Here is a 16,550-nt window from a genome sequence, read left to right as displayed (position 1 = left end):
TCAATGAACTGGAATCATTGATCAACCAAAATGATGCTACGATTTGCTATCGCATCGACAAAGAGTGTCGCCGCTAACAGATCAGCTGCGCCTCCCGGAGAAGCATTGATAGCAACCATGTCTCTGTTCAATTCGATGAGCTTGCTAAAGCCTGACGCCGTCGCCACTCCACCAACATGAATGATGTCATTCGCGCCTTGTTGCATCAGTGTTAACCCCTTCATTCCAGATCTGGATAGCACGCACGTATCGGTCAGTTCTGCCATCAGGGCTACTAACGCATTCAACTGCGCAAGAGGTTCAGAGTCACCACTCTGCCGACTGGTGAAAAGAGCCGGAAACGCGATGTCTAAAATGGCAGGAAACCCATTCTGAGCTTGCTCTCGAGCGCCGTTGATCTGATATTGGCGTGTGGCCTTAAGTCCTTTACTCCACGTCTGTTTGACGAATTTATCCGGCAAACAAGCGATGCGCCCGGCGACCACACACAGATCATTTGACGTTGCGTTTTCACCCAGCATCCCTGCGGATGTAGCCAGTAAACCCAGCGCCCAAATCGCCCCACGATGCGTGTTCACATTATTGGTCACCATCATCATTTGCGACTCGGCATCTCGGCCAATGCGACCAATTCTCTCTCGCAGATCAAGCAAAGAATCCGTAGTCTGATCAGAGTGATACCTTTGTCCTTCTGCCGCCATTTGCGCGAAATAAGGCGCAAGACAGTTGGCCGAACGCACCATCAATTCAACAGTCAAATCACTGTGTGACCCGTTGTTCCACTGATCAACTAAGCCAGGTTTTGGCGATAACATAACTTCAGCGACCAACGCATCACGCGCTAATAAACCTATCTGATTTGCCAACGGAGAAATCGTTGTGTATTCCTCCCAATTTGGGCGGACTTTCTGAGCAATATGCGACATTAACGTTCCCTCTACCTCACTGCTTACTTACACGCTTGCGAATACTGCTGAGCGGTTAATAAACAAGTGCTGTTCTATAAACCCATCTGCCTACCAACTGCGGAATTTCGCAGGCGGCTCGTACAAACCTTCAGACCACTTAACCAGCTCATTCATATTTTTCGCGGCTAACAAGTCACGAGTCGCTTCAGAGCGTTTGATACCCAGCTCCTGAGGTGTGGCGACCTTGCCTTCCGCTCTGAGTTTATCTATCTGATCCTTAGTGATTGTCTGCCCTAAATGAGTAACGCCAGCCACCGCAGCAATCATCTGTTTGCGTTCTTCCAAGTCCTGCGCCATGTAGAGGTAAGCGATGCCTTCTTCTGTCAGTACGTGGGTCACGTCATCGCCATAAATCATAACCGGTGCGATTGGCATATTGCTGTGCTGGCCAACATCAACCGCATCAAGCTTATCGACGAAGGTTGGCTTTTCCCCGCTTTGGAATGTTTCGACCATCTGAACCACCAGCTTTTTACCTTTGAGGATGTCTTGGTCGTGATCGGTGATGAGATCCATCCAGGCATCACTCGCGTGTCGGCGTCCACGAGGATCGTGCCCCATGTTTGGCGCACCACCAAAGCCGGACAATCGACCATGCGTCACAGTTGACGAGTTACCTTCCGCATCCATTTGCAACGTAGCGCCTATAAACATATCCGCTGCGAACTGGCCAGCCATCTGACACATAGTTCGGTTCGAGCGCATGGAACCATCGGATCCGGTAAAGAACACATCTGGTCGATGACGGGCGTACTCTTCCATGCCTAATTCGCCACCAAACGAGTGCACGCTTTCAACCCAGCCTGATTCGATCGCTGGTATCAATGTAGGATGCGGGTTTAATGTCCAGTGCTGACAGATCTTGCCTTTCAGTCCCAGTTTTTCGCCGTAGGTTGGAAGAAGTAATTCGATCGCGGCGGTATTAAAGCCAATACCGTGATTGAGGGTTTGCACTTTATGCTTGGCATAAATTCCTTTGATTGCCATCATCGCCATCAAAATATGGGTGTCTTTGATCAATCGGGGGTCGCGAGTGAACAGCGGTTCGATAAAGAAGTCTTTGTCAGCTTCAACCACAAAGTCGACCCAATCGCCAGGAATATCAACACGTGGTAAGTCATCGACCGTGTCCACAATCTTGTTAACTTGAGCGATAACGATGCCGTCTTTAAAAGCAGGCGCTTCCACCAGAGCAGGCGTATCTTCCGTTGATGGACCTGTATATAAATTGCCTTTTTTGTCAGCTGTGTAGCCAGCCACTAGGGCAACATTGGGAATTAAATCGCAGTACAAACGCGAGTAGAGTTCGATGTAGGTATGGACGGCGCCAACTTCTAGTATTCCGTCAGCGAGCATTTGAGAAATACGTACGCTCTGTTTTCCTGCAAAAGCGAAATCCAGCTTTTTGGCTATCCCCATTTCGAAAATATTCATATGCTCAGGCAAGCTCACACTCGGCATGATCATATGCAGATTATTCACCGTTTGGGGGTTTACTTTTTCTAGACTGCGCGCCAAGAAGTCAGCCTGTTTTTGATTATTGCCTTCGAGGATAACTCGATCACCGGATTGGATAATTTTTTCCATCACTTCAACAATATTTTCGGTTGGAATAACCTTCCCTTCCGTTATTGAATGAACCGATTTAATTCGCTGCTGTTTTAAGGTGCGCTTAATATCCCACTTCTTCTTTTCCGTCATAAAAGTGCCTCACGATCTATTTCAATCACGCTGTTATTTTTTAATTTGAAAAATAACCCGCTATTCCATGGCATTGTTTTCCGTGAACTAATGTCAGTGACAACGCTCTGAATCTATCCATAGATTCAAACTACTCGTGAACGAGACCACATTCAATTAACTGACAAGCAACACTATTAACCTAAAGTTAACAATGCTATGGTGATGACATCATTGGAACGGATTCGAACAAACATGATTAACGATGGTGTTACGTTAAAGAAAATAATGATTTTTCATGAGTTTATGAAACACAACAGCATGAAAGATGCTGCAAGTAATTTGGATATTAGTGTGGTGAGTGTGCATAAAGCGCTGCACTCATTAGAAGAAGCGATTGAGTGCCCACTTTTCGAGACTCAAGGCCGTTCCCTCCGCCCGCTGAAAAGTGCGGAAACCTTGTATACCTACTCAGAAAAGCTGTTGAATGAACTCGATTCCGCCATCAAAGAAGCGAAAGAACAGCTGGGGATTCAAGCCGACAAGTTGGCATTAGGTAGCTTGTATTCCTTAACGTATGATCTGGTTCCAAGTGTTGTCTCAGGTTTGCAAAATCGACGACCAGAGCTTCAGGTTTCGATCACCCAAGGCTCGAACCAAACGCTACTGCAACGCTTAGACAAAATGGAAATAGACGTCGCACTGATTGCGCAACCGCACACCGCGGCGAATAGCACCTATACCGTCATGCCGATCTATCAAGATCACATGGTGATTGCGTTATCCAACTCTTCGCCTTTTGCCAACAAAACCAAGATAGCACTGGAAGAGCTCGCCAATGAAAAACTCATCACTCTATCGCCTGGCTTTGCTACCTATGAACATTGCATGAAGTGCTTTGAAAGGGACAACCTTAAACCTAATATCGGCATGCAGGTGGAAGATATTTTTACACTAATGAACATGATTCAATCTGGCGTGGGCTACTCGATCGTACCAGCACGATTAAAAGACAAATACCAACCACACGTTACGTTTGTTGATATCGATACCCTTCACCCCGAGCCCGAACCTCAAACCGTGTCTCTGGTTTGCTTAAAAACGAAAGAGCGTGAAATAGGCATACTGAGTTGTATCGCAGAATGTCGATTATACGCGCTCAAACATAAAGCGTAGAATTAACAACTAGAATCAGAAAACCCCAGACAATGGGTCTGGGGTTTTCAAAGCGAGCCTTGCGCATCATTAAAGAGCTAAGTTTATCTATTCAAAAATAACGACGACTTCACTTGAACAATTGGTAGTTCCAGCTTCACACACCATATAAGTATATGTCGCACTGCCTTTGCCTATTTTTTCATCCCTATACGTTCCTCCGGATACGCTAGGCGTGATAAGGTTGCCATCGCGATAAACATCTACGCTCATTGACGCGTCTTCCCAGGTTAAGACAACGTTGTGCCAATCAGGTTTACCGGATAGATAGTGGTCAAACAATGTAAGAACTGGGACGACTGGTTCAGGTTCAGAAGGAGGTATGCCCCCAACTTCAGTTTCGATCACAAGCTGGTCCACAAATATTTCGTCTAATACATCGTTACCAGCAAGCTGATTAGTATCTGTAACTCGGATATAAACCGTACCATCGACTCCCGCTGGTAGATTGGCACTGTAGCTTTCCGTTCCACCACTAACAGAGAGCCCATTTAATTTCGAATAGTTCGAACCATCAACAGAATAACTAAATGTAAAGGCTTCCCCGTCTGAAGAAATAGTGGAACCAGCCACAATATTTAGTGTGGAAGTACCTACGGGAACGCCTGTAAACACCCACGTATGTTGTAGGTAGCTATAACGATTGGCTGGTTTACCTCCAGATAAACGCTCAGCAATAGTTTGAACGTTCCCATCATTAGCCTCTGCAGTATCGGCATAACTCCCCGTTACCGTGCCTGCACCAAATATTTCGCTGCTCGCTACCGTAGTTTGAACCGTCTCAGAAGGCGTACTTTTTGTCGTCGCGGACGCCACATCTGTATAGGCGGAATCACCCACTTCGTTATAAGCAACGACTTGATAGTCATAAGAGTTTTCAGCTGTTAAACCCGTATCACTATAGGTAGTGACATTCGCTCCAACGCTGGCGAAATCTACCTCCCAGCCAGAGCCACTATTGCGTTCTATACGGAACCCTTGTTCATTATTCGAATTATCTTCCCACGTCAGCGTGATTTCAGTATCAGAGACCGCCGTCGCAGAGAGTGAGGTTGGCGCAGCGGGTAAAGTCGCGGGCTCTTGAACCGCATTCAAAGCGTTAAGAACACCTCCGGTGACTGTTTTCCCTGCTAAAGATGTCAGTGGACGAGTCGTGCTCAAAATACGGTTTTTAATGTCTGCATAGCCCCATTCGGGATGCATGCTCGCCACCAAAACAGCGACACCAGCAACATGAGGTGCAGCCATTGACGTACCTGATGCTATCTCATAGTCACCTGCTATCGTATAAGTACTCACGATGTCTTCGCCCGGAGCGCCAAGATCAACGCGGCTACTACCGTAGTTTGAAAAAGATGAAAGGTCATCGTTGGCGTTTGTTGAGGCAACCGAAATGATGTTATCTAAATCGAAGGATGAAGGGTAATCTGCTGTCGAATCGTTATTATCCCCTATTCCATCGCTACCTCCGTTGCCAGCAGCAGCGATAAATAGGTGGCTACTCGTCGCGGTACTTTGTATTGCAGCGTAGAGTCCATTTGAAAATTCAGGCTCTCCTCCCCAGCTGTTATTTGAAATTTTCGCGCCATTCTCTACGGCATACTCAATCGCGCTGATCGCATCACTGGTGTAGCCTGAACCATCAGCGCCTAGGAAACGCAGCGCCATAATCTGGCATTGCCACGCAACGCCCGCGACACCGACTTGGTTATTACCCTGGGCACATATCGTACCGGCCACATGGGTTCCGTGCCCATGTTCATCCATAGGGTTATTATCGTCGTTATAAAAGTCATAACCATGGACTCCACTAGGGCTGCCAGTGTTCGACCACATATTTCCTGCTAAATCTTCATGGTTATAGTCCACCCCGGTATCAATCACCGCAACAATGACATCCGAGCTACCCGTGGTGATGTCCCAAGCTAAATTGGCATCAATATCCGCACCCGCCTTTATTGGGAACAACGTACCTAAGAATGGCCCCCACAAATTCAAATAAAAGCTGCCATCATTGTCTGGTGCCCATTGCAACCCCTCCGTGTAGTAATAATCATCGGGTTCCATGTAAGCACGAATAACATAATCAGGTTCGACGAAATCGACAAAAGGCAAACGCTGTAAGGTTTCAATCGCTTTTTCTACACTGCGCCCGTGGCCTAACTGAAGATGCTCAAGCGCATTCACAATCGCAAATTGGCGCATCGTTTTACCGTTAACCAATTGCCTTGCTTGTTGTTTATTTGCCACGCTGGCTTCAGGTTTAAAACGTATCAGAACCGACTCTGATGAGTAGGCTAATGATGGGTTATTTTCAAGCTCAGCACGAGCCGAAGGAGAGGCTGCATGAATTGGAATAGAGGTAAGAGCGAGGAACAAAACACACCACAACTTTTTAGTCTGCGCTCTTATTGTTTTGACAAAGGTGCTAGTAAACATAGTCGTTCTCTTCTTATTGAGTGTTTACACAGTTCACTAGTCAGTCTAGGACAGATTTTGTCTATAGCATTCTTTAAAAGTGTTTTTGATACACGCTCATAACGGTTTATTTATCTTAAAAACCCTTAAATAATTCTGCGCGATGATAACCGAGATACGACTTATGCTCTGGATAAAGATTAAAAGACATGTCCTCTCTCAACCCGATTACAGAAGGATCTTCTAAGTGGCTAGAGATCATAACTTTTCCGTCATCATCAAAAGAAATAAAACCGATATCAAAAGCTTTATCCAAATTAGCCAACAGTAATAGCCCGTTAAATTTATCCAGACGCTCCTCATTATTTGAATCACGCCACGGCTTGATATGAGAAGCTAACAACATTTGTGTATTTCTATATCCAGTAACCGCACACCCGCCCCACATTTGAATAAGCTTTGCCCGAAACTGGCCTTGACCCATCCTAGTATTTACCAAAATTGTTTTTTCTGTTTCCGATAAAGTATTATCCGACATGACTTGCTTTATATCTGCGTTAATATCGATTTGAGATAGATCAGCGAGAAACTTGTTGTAATGAGATAGAGCGGCACTGTACATTCCTTTGCCTTTCGCATCGCGAATTTGAAACTCCTCTAACCTCTTTACCTTTTCTTTATAATCAAGAAATTTTCGATATGAATTAATATTAGTTAGCGGTTGATCAATTTCCCCCGCCTCGATCAACCAATTAGACATTGAGCCACGAATAGCTCCAAGGTAGTTAACTGCGGTTTTATCGGATTTTCCAATATCGACTAGCCATTGACGAAAGAGCGTTGCTAAATCTGAAAAATTTGAAATCAGTGCTTGTTTGAGTTCATTAGACACAATATAACTTTTCATGAACGCAAATAGCTCTTCATCAATAAATGCATAAGCCACAGACTTCGATGAATATCGGCTTGTGGTCTTTTCATCATATCCATCTTTATATGAAAGGTGCCAAAATCCTTCACTTCTCAGATGAAAATAAGGATTTTCCGGCGTATCTTTGTCTTTATCTTGCGCAAAGGTGTTGAAATGGCGAGTAAACTGATCTTTAAGTATTTGATTGAATGTAATTTGGTTGGAAACAATATGCCCCGCTTGAATAAGATCCATTACTGCCAGTAACATACAGACTTTATGTGGGCTCTTTTGACCACCAGCACTATTCATTTTTAAATTTTGAAAACGTTCTAAATAATACTCCAGAGCCATCATTTACCTTCCGACGTTTTAATGTTTTCTAAAATCACGCTTTGCCATTTAACTTCCGGTCGATTTAAAGCGTCCTCTCCGTCAACAACATGACAGACAGAGAGCCCGAGTTTTCTACCCATATTTTCTATTTCAGCTACTGATACACCGTATGTCTCGCGTCCATCATCAAAACTCCCTTGACGCAACGTAATCACCAATTTTCCTCTGTCAGATAATAGAAGTGATAAAGCCCTCATCGCCTCAGTTCGCTGCCTAGTAGTTAAATGCATCCAAACTGCAGATAATAAAATAAGGTCGTACTGGTACGGCAATTCACTGACACGAACCAAGTCAGGCAGTGACTCCCCTACCCATACAATTTGCGCCGAGGAGTTTGAAATGGCTAATTGACGGAGATTACTGGCAGGTTCAACAGCAACAACAAAGCAGCCTTGATCAGAAAACCACTGAGCATCCCGACCAGAACCTGCACCAACATCCAAAACATTCGCGCCTTTTTCTGGCCAATACTGTTTCCATGAACGGTGCACTGACTCAAATGAAAGAGAGTCATATTGCTTCGCTAGCTCAACAGCATTTTTATCGTAATAAGAGATATTTGCAGACATGAACCAAGCCACCATCTACCATTCAATGATGATAAATAGCATGGTTGCATAAGGCGATTAAGTATTAATAAATAATGAGTTATTGTGATTTACCTCACAACAGCTAGTCAGAGAAGACAACGAAAAATCACTCGTTGTTTTTGAGATATAAAAAAAGACGTCCTAAGACGTCTTTTTTCAAGAATGTGGCGGTGAGTGAGAGATTCGAACTCTCGATACGTTGCCGTATACACACTTTCCAGGCGTGCTCCTTCAGCCACTCGGACAACTCACCGAATCAAATTGTGGTTAGCATCGTTGGCTAACGAGGCGCTAATTTAATGATTATGTGCCTTATGGTCAAGGCTAAAAATGAAAAAAAGTCCTGTTTTTCTGTTGTTTGCTCACTAAGTAACTAAATTGAACAAAACAGGTGCAGTTAAACACCTTGGTTGTAGCCAGGGACTCGGAACCAACGGCGGCACATGTCTAAGAAGTAGCCGTACAAAACGCCCATTCCACAAGATACAACCGCATTACTCGTAACTGCGGTAATGATTTGATCGGTCGATGCACCAACGGCTAATAGAATACCTGCGTAAACCGGAGATTGAAAAAGCACATAGGCGATAAGGTCAGACACGTTTTTCATAAATGAAGACGGTGAAACTTTACTACCTTGACGTAGTACCCAATCGCGGAAAACACCATAAGGCCAAGCGATAGCAATGTTAACTGGAATCGACAACGTACGTGATGCCAGAGACTGCTCAAACGTCATCCCTGAAATCAAAATCTCGATAATCATCCCTGTGACAAAGCAAAAAACCACCATAGCAAAAGTATCCGCTGCGGCATTACGAATACAAAATGGTCCACGAGACTTCATTTAGCAACCTCTAAAATCAAAAACTGCAATAAACAAAAAAATAAACATGATTAACTATGTAAATAGCAACCAACCAGATTATGTCGCTATTAGAACACAACGTTTGTAGTTTATGGTTCCATATTTAAAATGAAGATGTAAATTTATAACCAAATTTTGAAACTAAAGTAGTTTAATTCACCGATCCGGGCAAAAACTGCACTTTTTCGATCAAAAATGGCGTAAAAAACCAAAAATTTTCGTTATATAAGGAATTTAGAGGAGGAGAAAAGGTAATTTTACAGAACAAAATCTGGCACAATATGCGAAAAATAACTCGCTTATGCTACCTGCAGGGCATAATTCAGAGCTTCCCAATTTCTAGAACAATAGTCTTTACACAACAATGGCTAACGAGTTGGAAAGCCAGGTATGTTAAGGCGTGGCAAGCATGACTGTTAGCGCATCAACATCCGCTTGCTCTGGTGCTTGCTGACGCTGTAATTTACTTTCAATGCGTGCAGTAATTTGTGCAAGTTCCTGATTGGAGTGTGGTGTAATGTGCTTGATGATGTCAGAAAAGACCTCCAGAGCTTGGTGAAGGTTGTCATTATCAAGCGAAATGTAAAAGCTAAGTAGTAATGAGTCCGTGTTTATGTGATACGGATGCTTAGCCTTATTGCTTTTTGGGTCTTGGTACTGATAGAGCAAGTCTGCATGGCGATACAGGGCGTCGTCGAGTTCCGACACGACAACGGGTTTAGCAATGATATGGTCCACCCCAGCTTCCGTCATCAGTTCTTGAGTCTCTTTAAATACATCTGCGGTGCAACCAAAGATGAGAACTGACTTTGTTTCTGAATCCATTGCCCTGATAGCAGATATTGCACCAATACCATCTAGTACAGGCATGTGGTTATCCATCATTATTAGGTCAAACTGCTGCTTTCTCACTTGCTCTACGGCTAACTGACCATTCTCCACTCGTGTACATTCAAAACCCTTGGCTCGTAAAAACGTTTCCATGATCATGGCATTGGTTGTGTTATCTTCTGCGATTAATGCCTGTAAACCATTGCAGTCTAGTTTATGTTTAAGTGCCGTCCCCGTTTGGCTCGGCTCGCACGGTGTCAACTCAATCTCTACGGTGAATGTTGTACCAACATTTTCCCTACTTTCGAGCAAAACACTGCCGCCCATGTTCTCGGCAATTTCTTTTACAATCGCCAACCCTAACCCTGTGCCGCCAAAGCGTCTGGTTGTTGAAGATTCTGCTTGCTCAAACGGACGAAAGATCCGGTTCTGAGCCTCTTTTGGTATCCCAATACCGGTATCTTTAATCGCGATGCTCAGTTTGGTTGCACTTGGAGTAACATGTTCGCTTAATCTAACTTCAACTTCACCCTGTTCGGTAAACTTGACGGCATTATTTAGCAAGTTGAATAGGATCTGGCGCAATCGTGCTTTGTCGTTGTTATACCAGCGTCCGGATGGTACCTGTGAAACGACACGGAAGCGCAACCCCTTCTCTTCACATAAGGTGTGATAAACACTTTTCATGCTGCCAATAATCGATTCAATCGGAAATGGTGAATTAGAAAATTCAACGTGGCCATGCTCTATTTTCGAGTAATCCAGAATCTCGTTAAGCAATGTCATCATATGATCGCCTGATTCATACAGTGTACTTAACTGCTTTCTTTGCTCGTCGGTTAGCTTGGTCTTTAGAAGTATTTGCGCGGTACCCAAAACCCCGTTCATCGGTGTACGAATTTCATGAGACAACGTCGCCAGAAAGGCGGTCTTTGCGTTGGTTGATGCCTGTGCTTTTATCTTTTCATGTTCTAGATAAATGGTCTTTTCATTAAATTTATTGATGAGGTGCCCTATCTCATCTTCACTGTGATATTCGATATCGATGATTCCCCCCGTTTTAGAGTCATCAATTTTTGCCGCTATTTTGACAATGGGCTCAACGATATAACGGTTAAGTAAGTAGTAACCGACCAAAACACATAGAAGTAGAAACGGAATGATGCCGCTCTCAACACTCATCACCTGAGCAAAAACCTGATCGGCCACACGCTCTTTCGCATTCACCACTTCCATTCGCCAGTTGAACTCTCCAAAGTGAAGCTCACTAACATACATCTCATTCCGCAGCTGGAAGTTATGTTCGATAATCACGTTTGAGTTGGCATCTCTAATGTTAACGCCCAGAGAATATTGATTGGTATGCTCTCGAATAAACTGAAACAAAGCTGCCAAAGAGACATCCACAGTCGCTACACCTGCAAACTCACCGTCTCTATAGTAAGGTGCAGAAGCGGTGATCATTTGAACTTGGGTGAAAGTATCGATGTAAACCGAAGACCAGCGAATAGAGCCTGCTGACGCATTGGCAGCAACGACATACCAAGGTTCTTTATCGTATCCAGCCGATTGAGGGTTATTGTACGAATGAATTTGATCGATACTGCCATCCAGATTCTTGTTGAAAAACAGGCTGGTATACTTCCGTTGGTCAGCAAGTTGTTCAGGCTTTGGCCACAAACCACCGCTGACAAGCATGTCACCGCTTAAGCGTAAGATTTGAGGGATAGTCGTACTGAAAGAGCCAGTTTGATTGGGGCTTTGAGCCAGGCCTACGAGGCTGTTAAGGACACTGGTTGACGCAAGCAACGGTTCTTTAATCTGAGAAGCTAGCAGTTGCGTTCGTAAATCGAGGTTTTGTTCTAGTTTTTCACGCACTGGCGGCTCAAGCACAAAGTACACCACCGAGCCAACCGTTGCGATAAAGAAGCAAAGGTAAAGCGTCAGTGCGAAAATACTTTTTCGGCGGAGTGATGAGCGAATTTCCATAGGTGTTAACAAATCTTCCCTAATATCGATTTATCGTTAATTGATTGGTAAGATGGCCGCAACCAACCAGCCCATGAACAAATGGTATTCTATTTTGAAACTACAAGACATTCTTTCTCTTCCAGAACTTGATGGAAAACTACTAAATCTAGCGAAAACTCAAGGCTTTGTCACTGCGATGGCTTCAGCACCAAATGTATTGATGCCTCAAGAGTGGCTACCATTCTTGTGGGGTGGAGAAGAGACAGCACCTTTTAGTGATGGTGAACAATTAGAACTGTACATTGATGGAATTGTACAAATGTGGAACCAAACTCGCCCTGCGTTGCTAGAAGGTTCATGGGGCTGGCCGGAAGGCTGCGCGCTGGATGAAAAAGACATCGTAACCACCACCACTCGTGACTTCTGTGAGGGTGTATTACAAGGCTGGCAGTTGGCTCGTGACGACTGGGAAACACTGATGCCTGAAGAAAGCGAGGATAACGCGCTACTTGGTGGTGTGCTGCTTTCTCTGACTATGCTTTACGATCCAGAAACCACGATCGAAACATTAGCTGAACAAGGCATGGTCGGGCTTGAGCAATTCGAAGAGATCTTCAACGCAATGCCAGTCATGCTTTGTGGTCTGACTCAACGCGGCGTCGCGCTCGCTGAAGAGCAATAATCCTTTCTCATTAAGCCGCTGCCCATCAGCGGCTTTTTGTATTCTTCTTATCCTCCCCGTGAAAACCATTCACCGCATCGACATTTGTTTCAGTAAGTAATTCATCCCAATTACACATGTCACTATTTTGTAAAAACAATATTACAATTCCTTACTTTCTTTGTTAGTATCTGCGCCCAATTTTGGTTAATTGAATGTTGTGATGCAAATAGCGACAAATCGGCAGGTAATACAAAAAGTAATGGCGGTATACGTCATTACTGCTTTGCTGTTTCAGATATATTTGCTGGCGACAATGGCACTTAACCCATCACAAGTTCATAACAAAAACTGGCTCTCTGAAGCACAGGGAGAAAAGATACTTCTTTGTACTGCGGAAGGCTTTAAATGGGTCGACATCAAAGAGCTGATTGAAGATAACACTATCAGTTCACCTTCAAACTCTGATTTTCATGATCCACTTAAATTCAGTTGCCCGCTGTTAGACGTATGTCAGTTCTCAATCTCATTACTTGCGATTGTTATTGCTGCGGTCGCTCTGTGGCTATGCCGAGTAACCGCGCCCTTTGCTAACTACTCGCACATCCATTGCCAGCGCAAAATCTATCTCTCATTAGCGCCCAAGCAATCACCACCAACGGCTTTCCTTGCCTAGTCCGGCTCTCACGCCGCACGCCTAATTTATCTAAAACAAACCACTCTACCCGCCTTTGTTTATAAAGCTGCGGGAGGCATTTGTACGTCTGAATACTCATCGACGTCCAAGGAAAATAATTAGAAAGGAAAGTCCATGTTCAACAAAAAACAAACCCCAAAAGCGCTCATTACTGCACTTAGCTTTGGTTTACTCACCGCTTGCAACGGTGGTTCTGATTCAAGTTCGCCTGCAACAGCCGAACCTGCCATTCAAAATGTTACCCTCGAATTTGCGACGCGGGTTGGCGAGCAAGATATCCAATGCCAGGTGATGGACACTGCGATCGCTGGAGTCAAAAACACTCAGCCTGAATTTACCGATGTGCGTATGTATATCTCTGAAATAGAGCTGCTTGATGACGACGGCGCAGCTACCCCACTTGAACTAATCCAAGATGGTAAGTGGCAATACCAGAATGTCGCACTATTGGATTTTGAGACAGGCACGGATAGCTGCGCGAACGGTAACGAAGCGCTAAACAATCAAATCACAGGGCAAGTACCAAAAGGCAACTACACAGGTATTCGCTTTACGCTCGGCGTGCCTGCGGAGTTAAATCACGTTGGTATCGATGGTGACGATGCAATCTCTCCGCTCGATGTGATGGGGATGAACTGGAGCTGGCAGAACGGGCATAAACACCTGCGCATGGATGTAGCTGGCTGGAATATCCATCTGGGGACAACGGGTTGTGAAGTGATTGACGCCAACACCGAAACCGTTGATTGCGATTCATCACGCCCAAATCGCCCTAGCTACCAGTTCGATGATTTCAACCCATCAACTAACGTTATCGTGTTTGATTACCAACGCCTTGTTGCCAACAGTGATATCACATTTAACACCGCTGACACTCCGCTCGGCTGTATGTCATCCAGTGTTGATCCAGAATGCCAGGGCGTATTCGACAACCTCGGACTGGATTTAGTCACAGGTGAATGTACCGCGGGTGATTGCAGTAGTTCTCAATCCTGGGTATCGGTGGAGTAAGCCTTATGTCAGCAAACCACAAGTTCGGTTTGCTGGCATCGCTCACGATATTCACGATCGTAGGCTGTGACAGCGAATCAAGTTATGACGCCACCCCATCAAACCCGGTGAATGAGTTTGGTTTTGACTTTCAAACCGGCTCTCTTCCTAAGCCGAAAGAACCGTCAGATAACGTGGCAACTGAGGAAAAATTCCAACTTGGCAGACATCTTTTTTATGACACTAAGCTTTCTGGCAACCAAACAATGTCATGCGAATCCTGCCACCAGCAGGCACTGGCGTTTTCTGATGGGGTAAAACTACCAACTGGTTCAACGGGTGAAGTGCTGCATAGGAACTCCCAAACATTAACCAATGTGGCCTACAACGCATCTTACACCTGGGCGAACCCAATCTTGAAAGAGATTGAACAGCAGTTGGTGATTCCTCTCTTTGGAGAGTTTCCTGTCGAACTGGGCATTAACGATTCAAATCGAACCGAGATTCTGGAGCGCTTTGCTACTGATGTCAGGTACCAAAACTTGTTTAATGCCGCGTTTCCCGACCAGCAGGATACGGTGACCTTCCCTAACATCATCAAAGCACTCGGTGTGTTTACTCGCGCATTGATTTCTAAAGACTCTGATTTTGATCGCGGCACGATGAGCAGTGCTGCGATGCGTGGCCAAGATCTGTTCAACAACGAGAAAACGGAATGTTTCCATTGCCACAGCGGGTTTAATTTTAGTGATTCAACTCTGCACGATGATTCTGTGTTTGTCTCTCGGCCCTTCTTCAACACGGGCTTATACAACCTAGACTCGGAAGGGAGCTATCCCACAGAGGACAATGGCCTGTTCACCGTCACGCAAGATCCTAAAGACAAAGGAAAGTTCCGACCACCAACGCTGAGAAATGTCGCTTACACCGCGCCGTATATGCACGATGGAAGCATCGAAACTCTCGGTGAGGTATTGGATTTCTACGCCAATGGTGGGAGAAATATCACCTCAGGTGAGAATCAGGGAGACGGGCGTAATAACCCAAATAAAAGTGAATTTGTTAAAGGCTTCACGTTAAGCCAAGAGGAAAAAGAAGACATGCTGGCGTTTTTAAATGCGTTAAGCGATGAGGTGTTCATCTCCAACCCTCGCTATGCCAACCCATTTGTTGGGGAGGAAGCGCAATGATTCGTTTACTAGCTTTGCTCGCTTTATTGTTTATCGTAAATCCTCTACGAGCGGAACTCGAGGCAGAACCGAACCTACTGGACAAAGTGAATCTCCAGACCAATATTTTTGCTCAGTTTGGTTACTATCAAACGGACAGAGAGTCTGCCTACGCGATTCCCGGCGTGATAACCGACAATAGTGCTTTCCACTATGAAGAAGGCTTACAGTTTATGCATGGTGAACTCGGTTTTTTAGCCAGCTTAGATAACATTCTGGCGACCAAACTGATAATAGGCAGTCATCACGGTGAGTCTATCGAGTTAGAAGAGCTCTGGCTTCAGCCTTACCTACATCAGGATTGGACGTTACGCGTCGGTCGTCAACTCAGTCAAATTGGTCTGTATAACAGTACTCATGAGCATGACTGGCGATTTATAGATACGTCATTGACTCAGCAGGCCTTTTTAGGTAGCCAATATACCGATGACAGCGTGCAAATATCTTATGCTCGGAACAGTTACGATCTCACCTTCTGGGTTGGGCGGGGAAATAACTTCCCAGCGCAATTTGATGACAGTTCCGCTTCACCTTCGGCTTATGGCCTTCATTATCAATGGTTCCATTTTCGAAATGATTACCAACTGAAAATCGTCTCTAGTGCCGCCTACTTTGAAGCAACACAGCGAAGTCAGCAAGACTCCGACGGTCACTCACACTCTCTTCTGGAGACTGACGGGCTGATTTTTGATGGGGATACCACGTTGGTCAGTATTGGTGGCAGCCTGGAGTGGCATGACTTTAATTGGGAGCTTGAGTGGATGGGCCAATCTATTGATTCCACGCTAATCGACTCGCAACAGATCACAACAGAACTCGATGCATTTCAGCATGGTATTACCACACAGGTAAGTTGGCAGTACAACAATCTGGAGCTCGGCGCTCGCTATGACTGGCTTCTTACCGATAACGACGTCACCAATACAAGCGAAGAGATCGAAACAGTATTAAATTCAACAGGCCATACTCCACAGCGATTCAGTGCTATCGCTAACTGGCGTTTTGCCCCTTATCAACTGTTGCGATTGCAAGCCAGCTACGAATCCATTTTACAGACCGAACAAGCTGCGTTTTGGCTTGTGTATCAAGGCGGCGTGACATGGTCAACTCAATAAATCAGCTCAGT

13 protein-coding genes and 1 tRNA gene are annotated in these 16,550 nt (G+C 44.9%); 6 read left to right on the top strand and 8 right to left on the bottom strand.

Going from position 1 to position 16,550, the window contains the following annotated elements:
- Nucleotides 1–14: 14 nt before the first annotated feature.
- Entirely contained in the window at nt 15–926 is a 912-nt protein-coding gene (locus VER99_RS05330) for a triphosphoribosyl-dephospho-CoA synthase (RefSeq protein WP_020332911.1), read from the bottom strand.
- A gap of 90 nt (nt 927–1,016) precedes the next feature.
- Nucleotides 1,017–2,669: a malonate decarboxylase subunit alpha gene (mdcA, locus tag VER99_RS05325; RefSeq protein WP_020332910.1), complete on the bottom strand. Its 1,653-nt coding sequence runs from the start codon at nt 2,667–2,669 to the stop codon at nt 1,017–1,019.
- 234 nt (nt 2,670–2,903) lie between these two features.
- Here mdcA and VER99_RS05320 point away from each other — a divergent pair, with 234 nt between their 5' ends.
- Nucleotides 2,904–3,824, top strand: a complete 921-nt coding sequence (locus VER99_RS05320; RefSeq protein WP_020332909.1) for a LysR substrate-binding domain-containing protein — start codon at nt 2,904–2,906, stop codon at nt 3,822–3,824.
- 87 nt (nt 3,825–3,911) lie between these two features.
- On the opposite strand, the gene VER99_RS05315 is transcribed toward VER99_RS05320, so the two are convergent.
- The 6 genes from VER99_RS05315 to VER99_RS05290 form a co-directional block, all read right to left on the bottom strand.
- Nucleotides 3,912–6,302, bottom strand: a complete 2,391-nt coding sequence (locus tag VER99_RS05315; RefSeq protein ID WP_020332908.1) for a S8 family serine peptidase — start codon at nt 6,300–6,302, stop codon at nt 3,912–3,914.
- Between the two features lie 115 nt (nt 6,303–6,417).
- Nucleotides 6,418–7,545 (bottom strand): HNH endonuclease, encoded by a 1,128-nt coding sequence (locus VER99_RS05310; protein ID WP_024372721.1) that lies wholly within the window; start codon nt 7,543–7,545, stop codon nt 6,418–6,420.
- Entirely contained in the window at nt 7,545–8,156 is a 612-nt protein-coding gene (locus VER99_RS05305; RefSeq protein ID WP_024372720.1) for a class I SAM-dependent methyltransferase, read from the bottom strand. The genes VER99_RS05310 and VER99_RS05305 overlap by 1 nt, the downstream gene beginning before the upstream one ends.
- Nucleotides 8,157–8,342: 186 nt before the next feature.
- Nucleotides 8,343–8,430 (bottom strand) — tRNA-Ser (locus tag VER99_RS05300).
- Between the two features lie 144 nt (nt 8,431–8,574).
- Complete coding sequence (locus VER99_RS05295; RefSeq protein WP_014231378.1) at nt 8,575–9,024, bottom strand: L-alanine exporter AlaE; 450 nt, start codon at nt 9,022–9,024, stop codon at nt 8,575–8,577.
- Between the two features lie 414 nt (nt 9,025–9,438).
- Nucleotides 9,439–11,865 carry a hybrid sensor histidine kinase/response regulator gene (locus tag VER99_RS05290; protein ID WP_020332905.1) on the bottom strand — a complete coding sequence of 809 codons (2,427 nt, stop codon included), beginning with the start codon at nt 11,863–11,865 and terminating at the stop codon, nt 9,439–9,441.
- 52 nt (nt 11,866–11,917) lie between these two features.
- Here VER99_RS05290 and VER99_RS05285 point away from each other — a divergent pair, with 52 nt between their 5' ends.
- The 5 genes from VER99_RS05285 (at nt 11,918) to VER99_RS05265 (ending at nt 16,539) form a co-directional block, all read left to right on the top strand.
- Nucleotides 11,918–12,529: a YecA/YgfB family protein gene (locus VER99_RS05285; protein WP_024372719.1), complete on the top strand. Its 612-nt coding sequence runs from the start codon at nt 11,918–11,920 to the stop codon at nt 12,527–12,529.
- 241 nt (nt 12,530–12,770) lie between these two features.
- Nucleotides 12,771–13,184, top strand: coding sequence for a hypothetical protein (locus VER99_RS05280; RefSeq protein ID WP_020332903.1), 414 nt, complete (start codon nt 12,771–12,773; stop codon nt 13,182–13,184).
- 135 nt (nt 13,185–13,319) lie between these two features.
- Complete coding sequence (locus tag VER99_RS05275; RefSeq protein WP_020332902.1) at nt 13,320–14,216, top strand: MbnP family copper-binding protein; 897 nt, start codon at nt 13,320–13,322, stop codon at nt 14,214–14,216.
- Nucleotides 14,217–14,221: 5 nt separating this feature from the next.
- Nucleotides 14,222–15,385, top strand: coding sequence for a methanobactin export MATE transporter MbnM (locus tag VER99_RS05270; protein WP_020332901.1), 1,164 nt, complete (start codon nt 14,222–14,224; stop codon nt 15,383–15,385).
- A complete protein-coding gene (locus tag VER99_RS05265) occupies nt 15,382–16,539 on the top strand; it encodes a TonB-dependent receptor (protein ID WP_020332900.1) in 1,158 nt (385 codons plus the stop codon). The genes VER99_RS05270 and VER99_RS05265 overlap by 4 nt, the downstream gene beginning before the upstream one ends.
- The last annotated feature ends 11 nt before the right edge of the window (nt 16,540–16,550 follow it).

This window comes from Vibrio natriegens NBRC 15636 = ATCC 14048 = DSM 759 (genome assembly GCF_035621455.1).
GTDB lineage: Bacteria > Pseudomonadota > Gammaproteobacteria > Enterobacterales > Vibrionaceae > Vibrio > Vibrio natriegens.
Note: the sequence above shows the minus strand (reverse complement) of the source record. Positions and strands in the feature narration are given on the sequence as shown.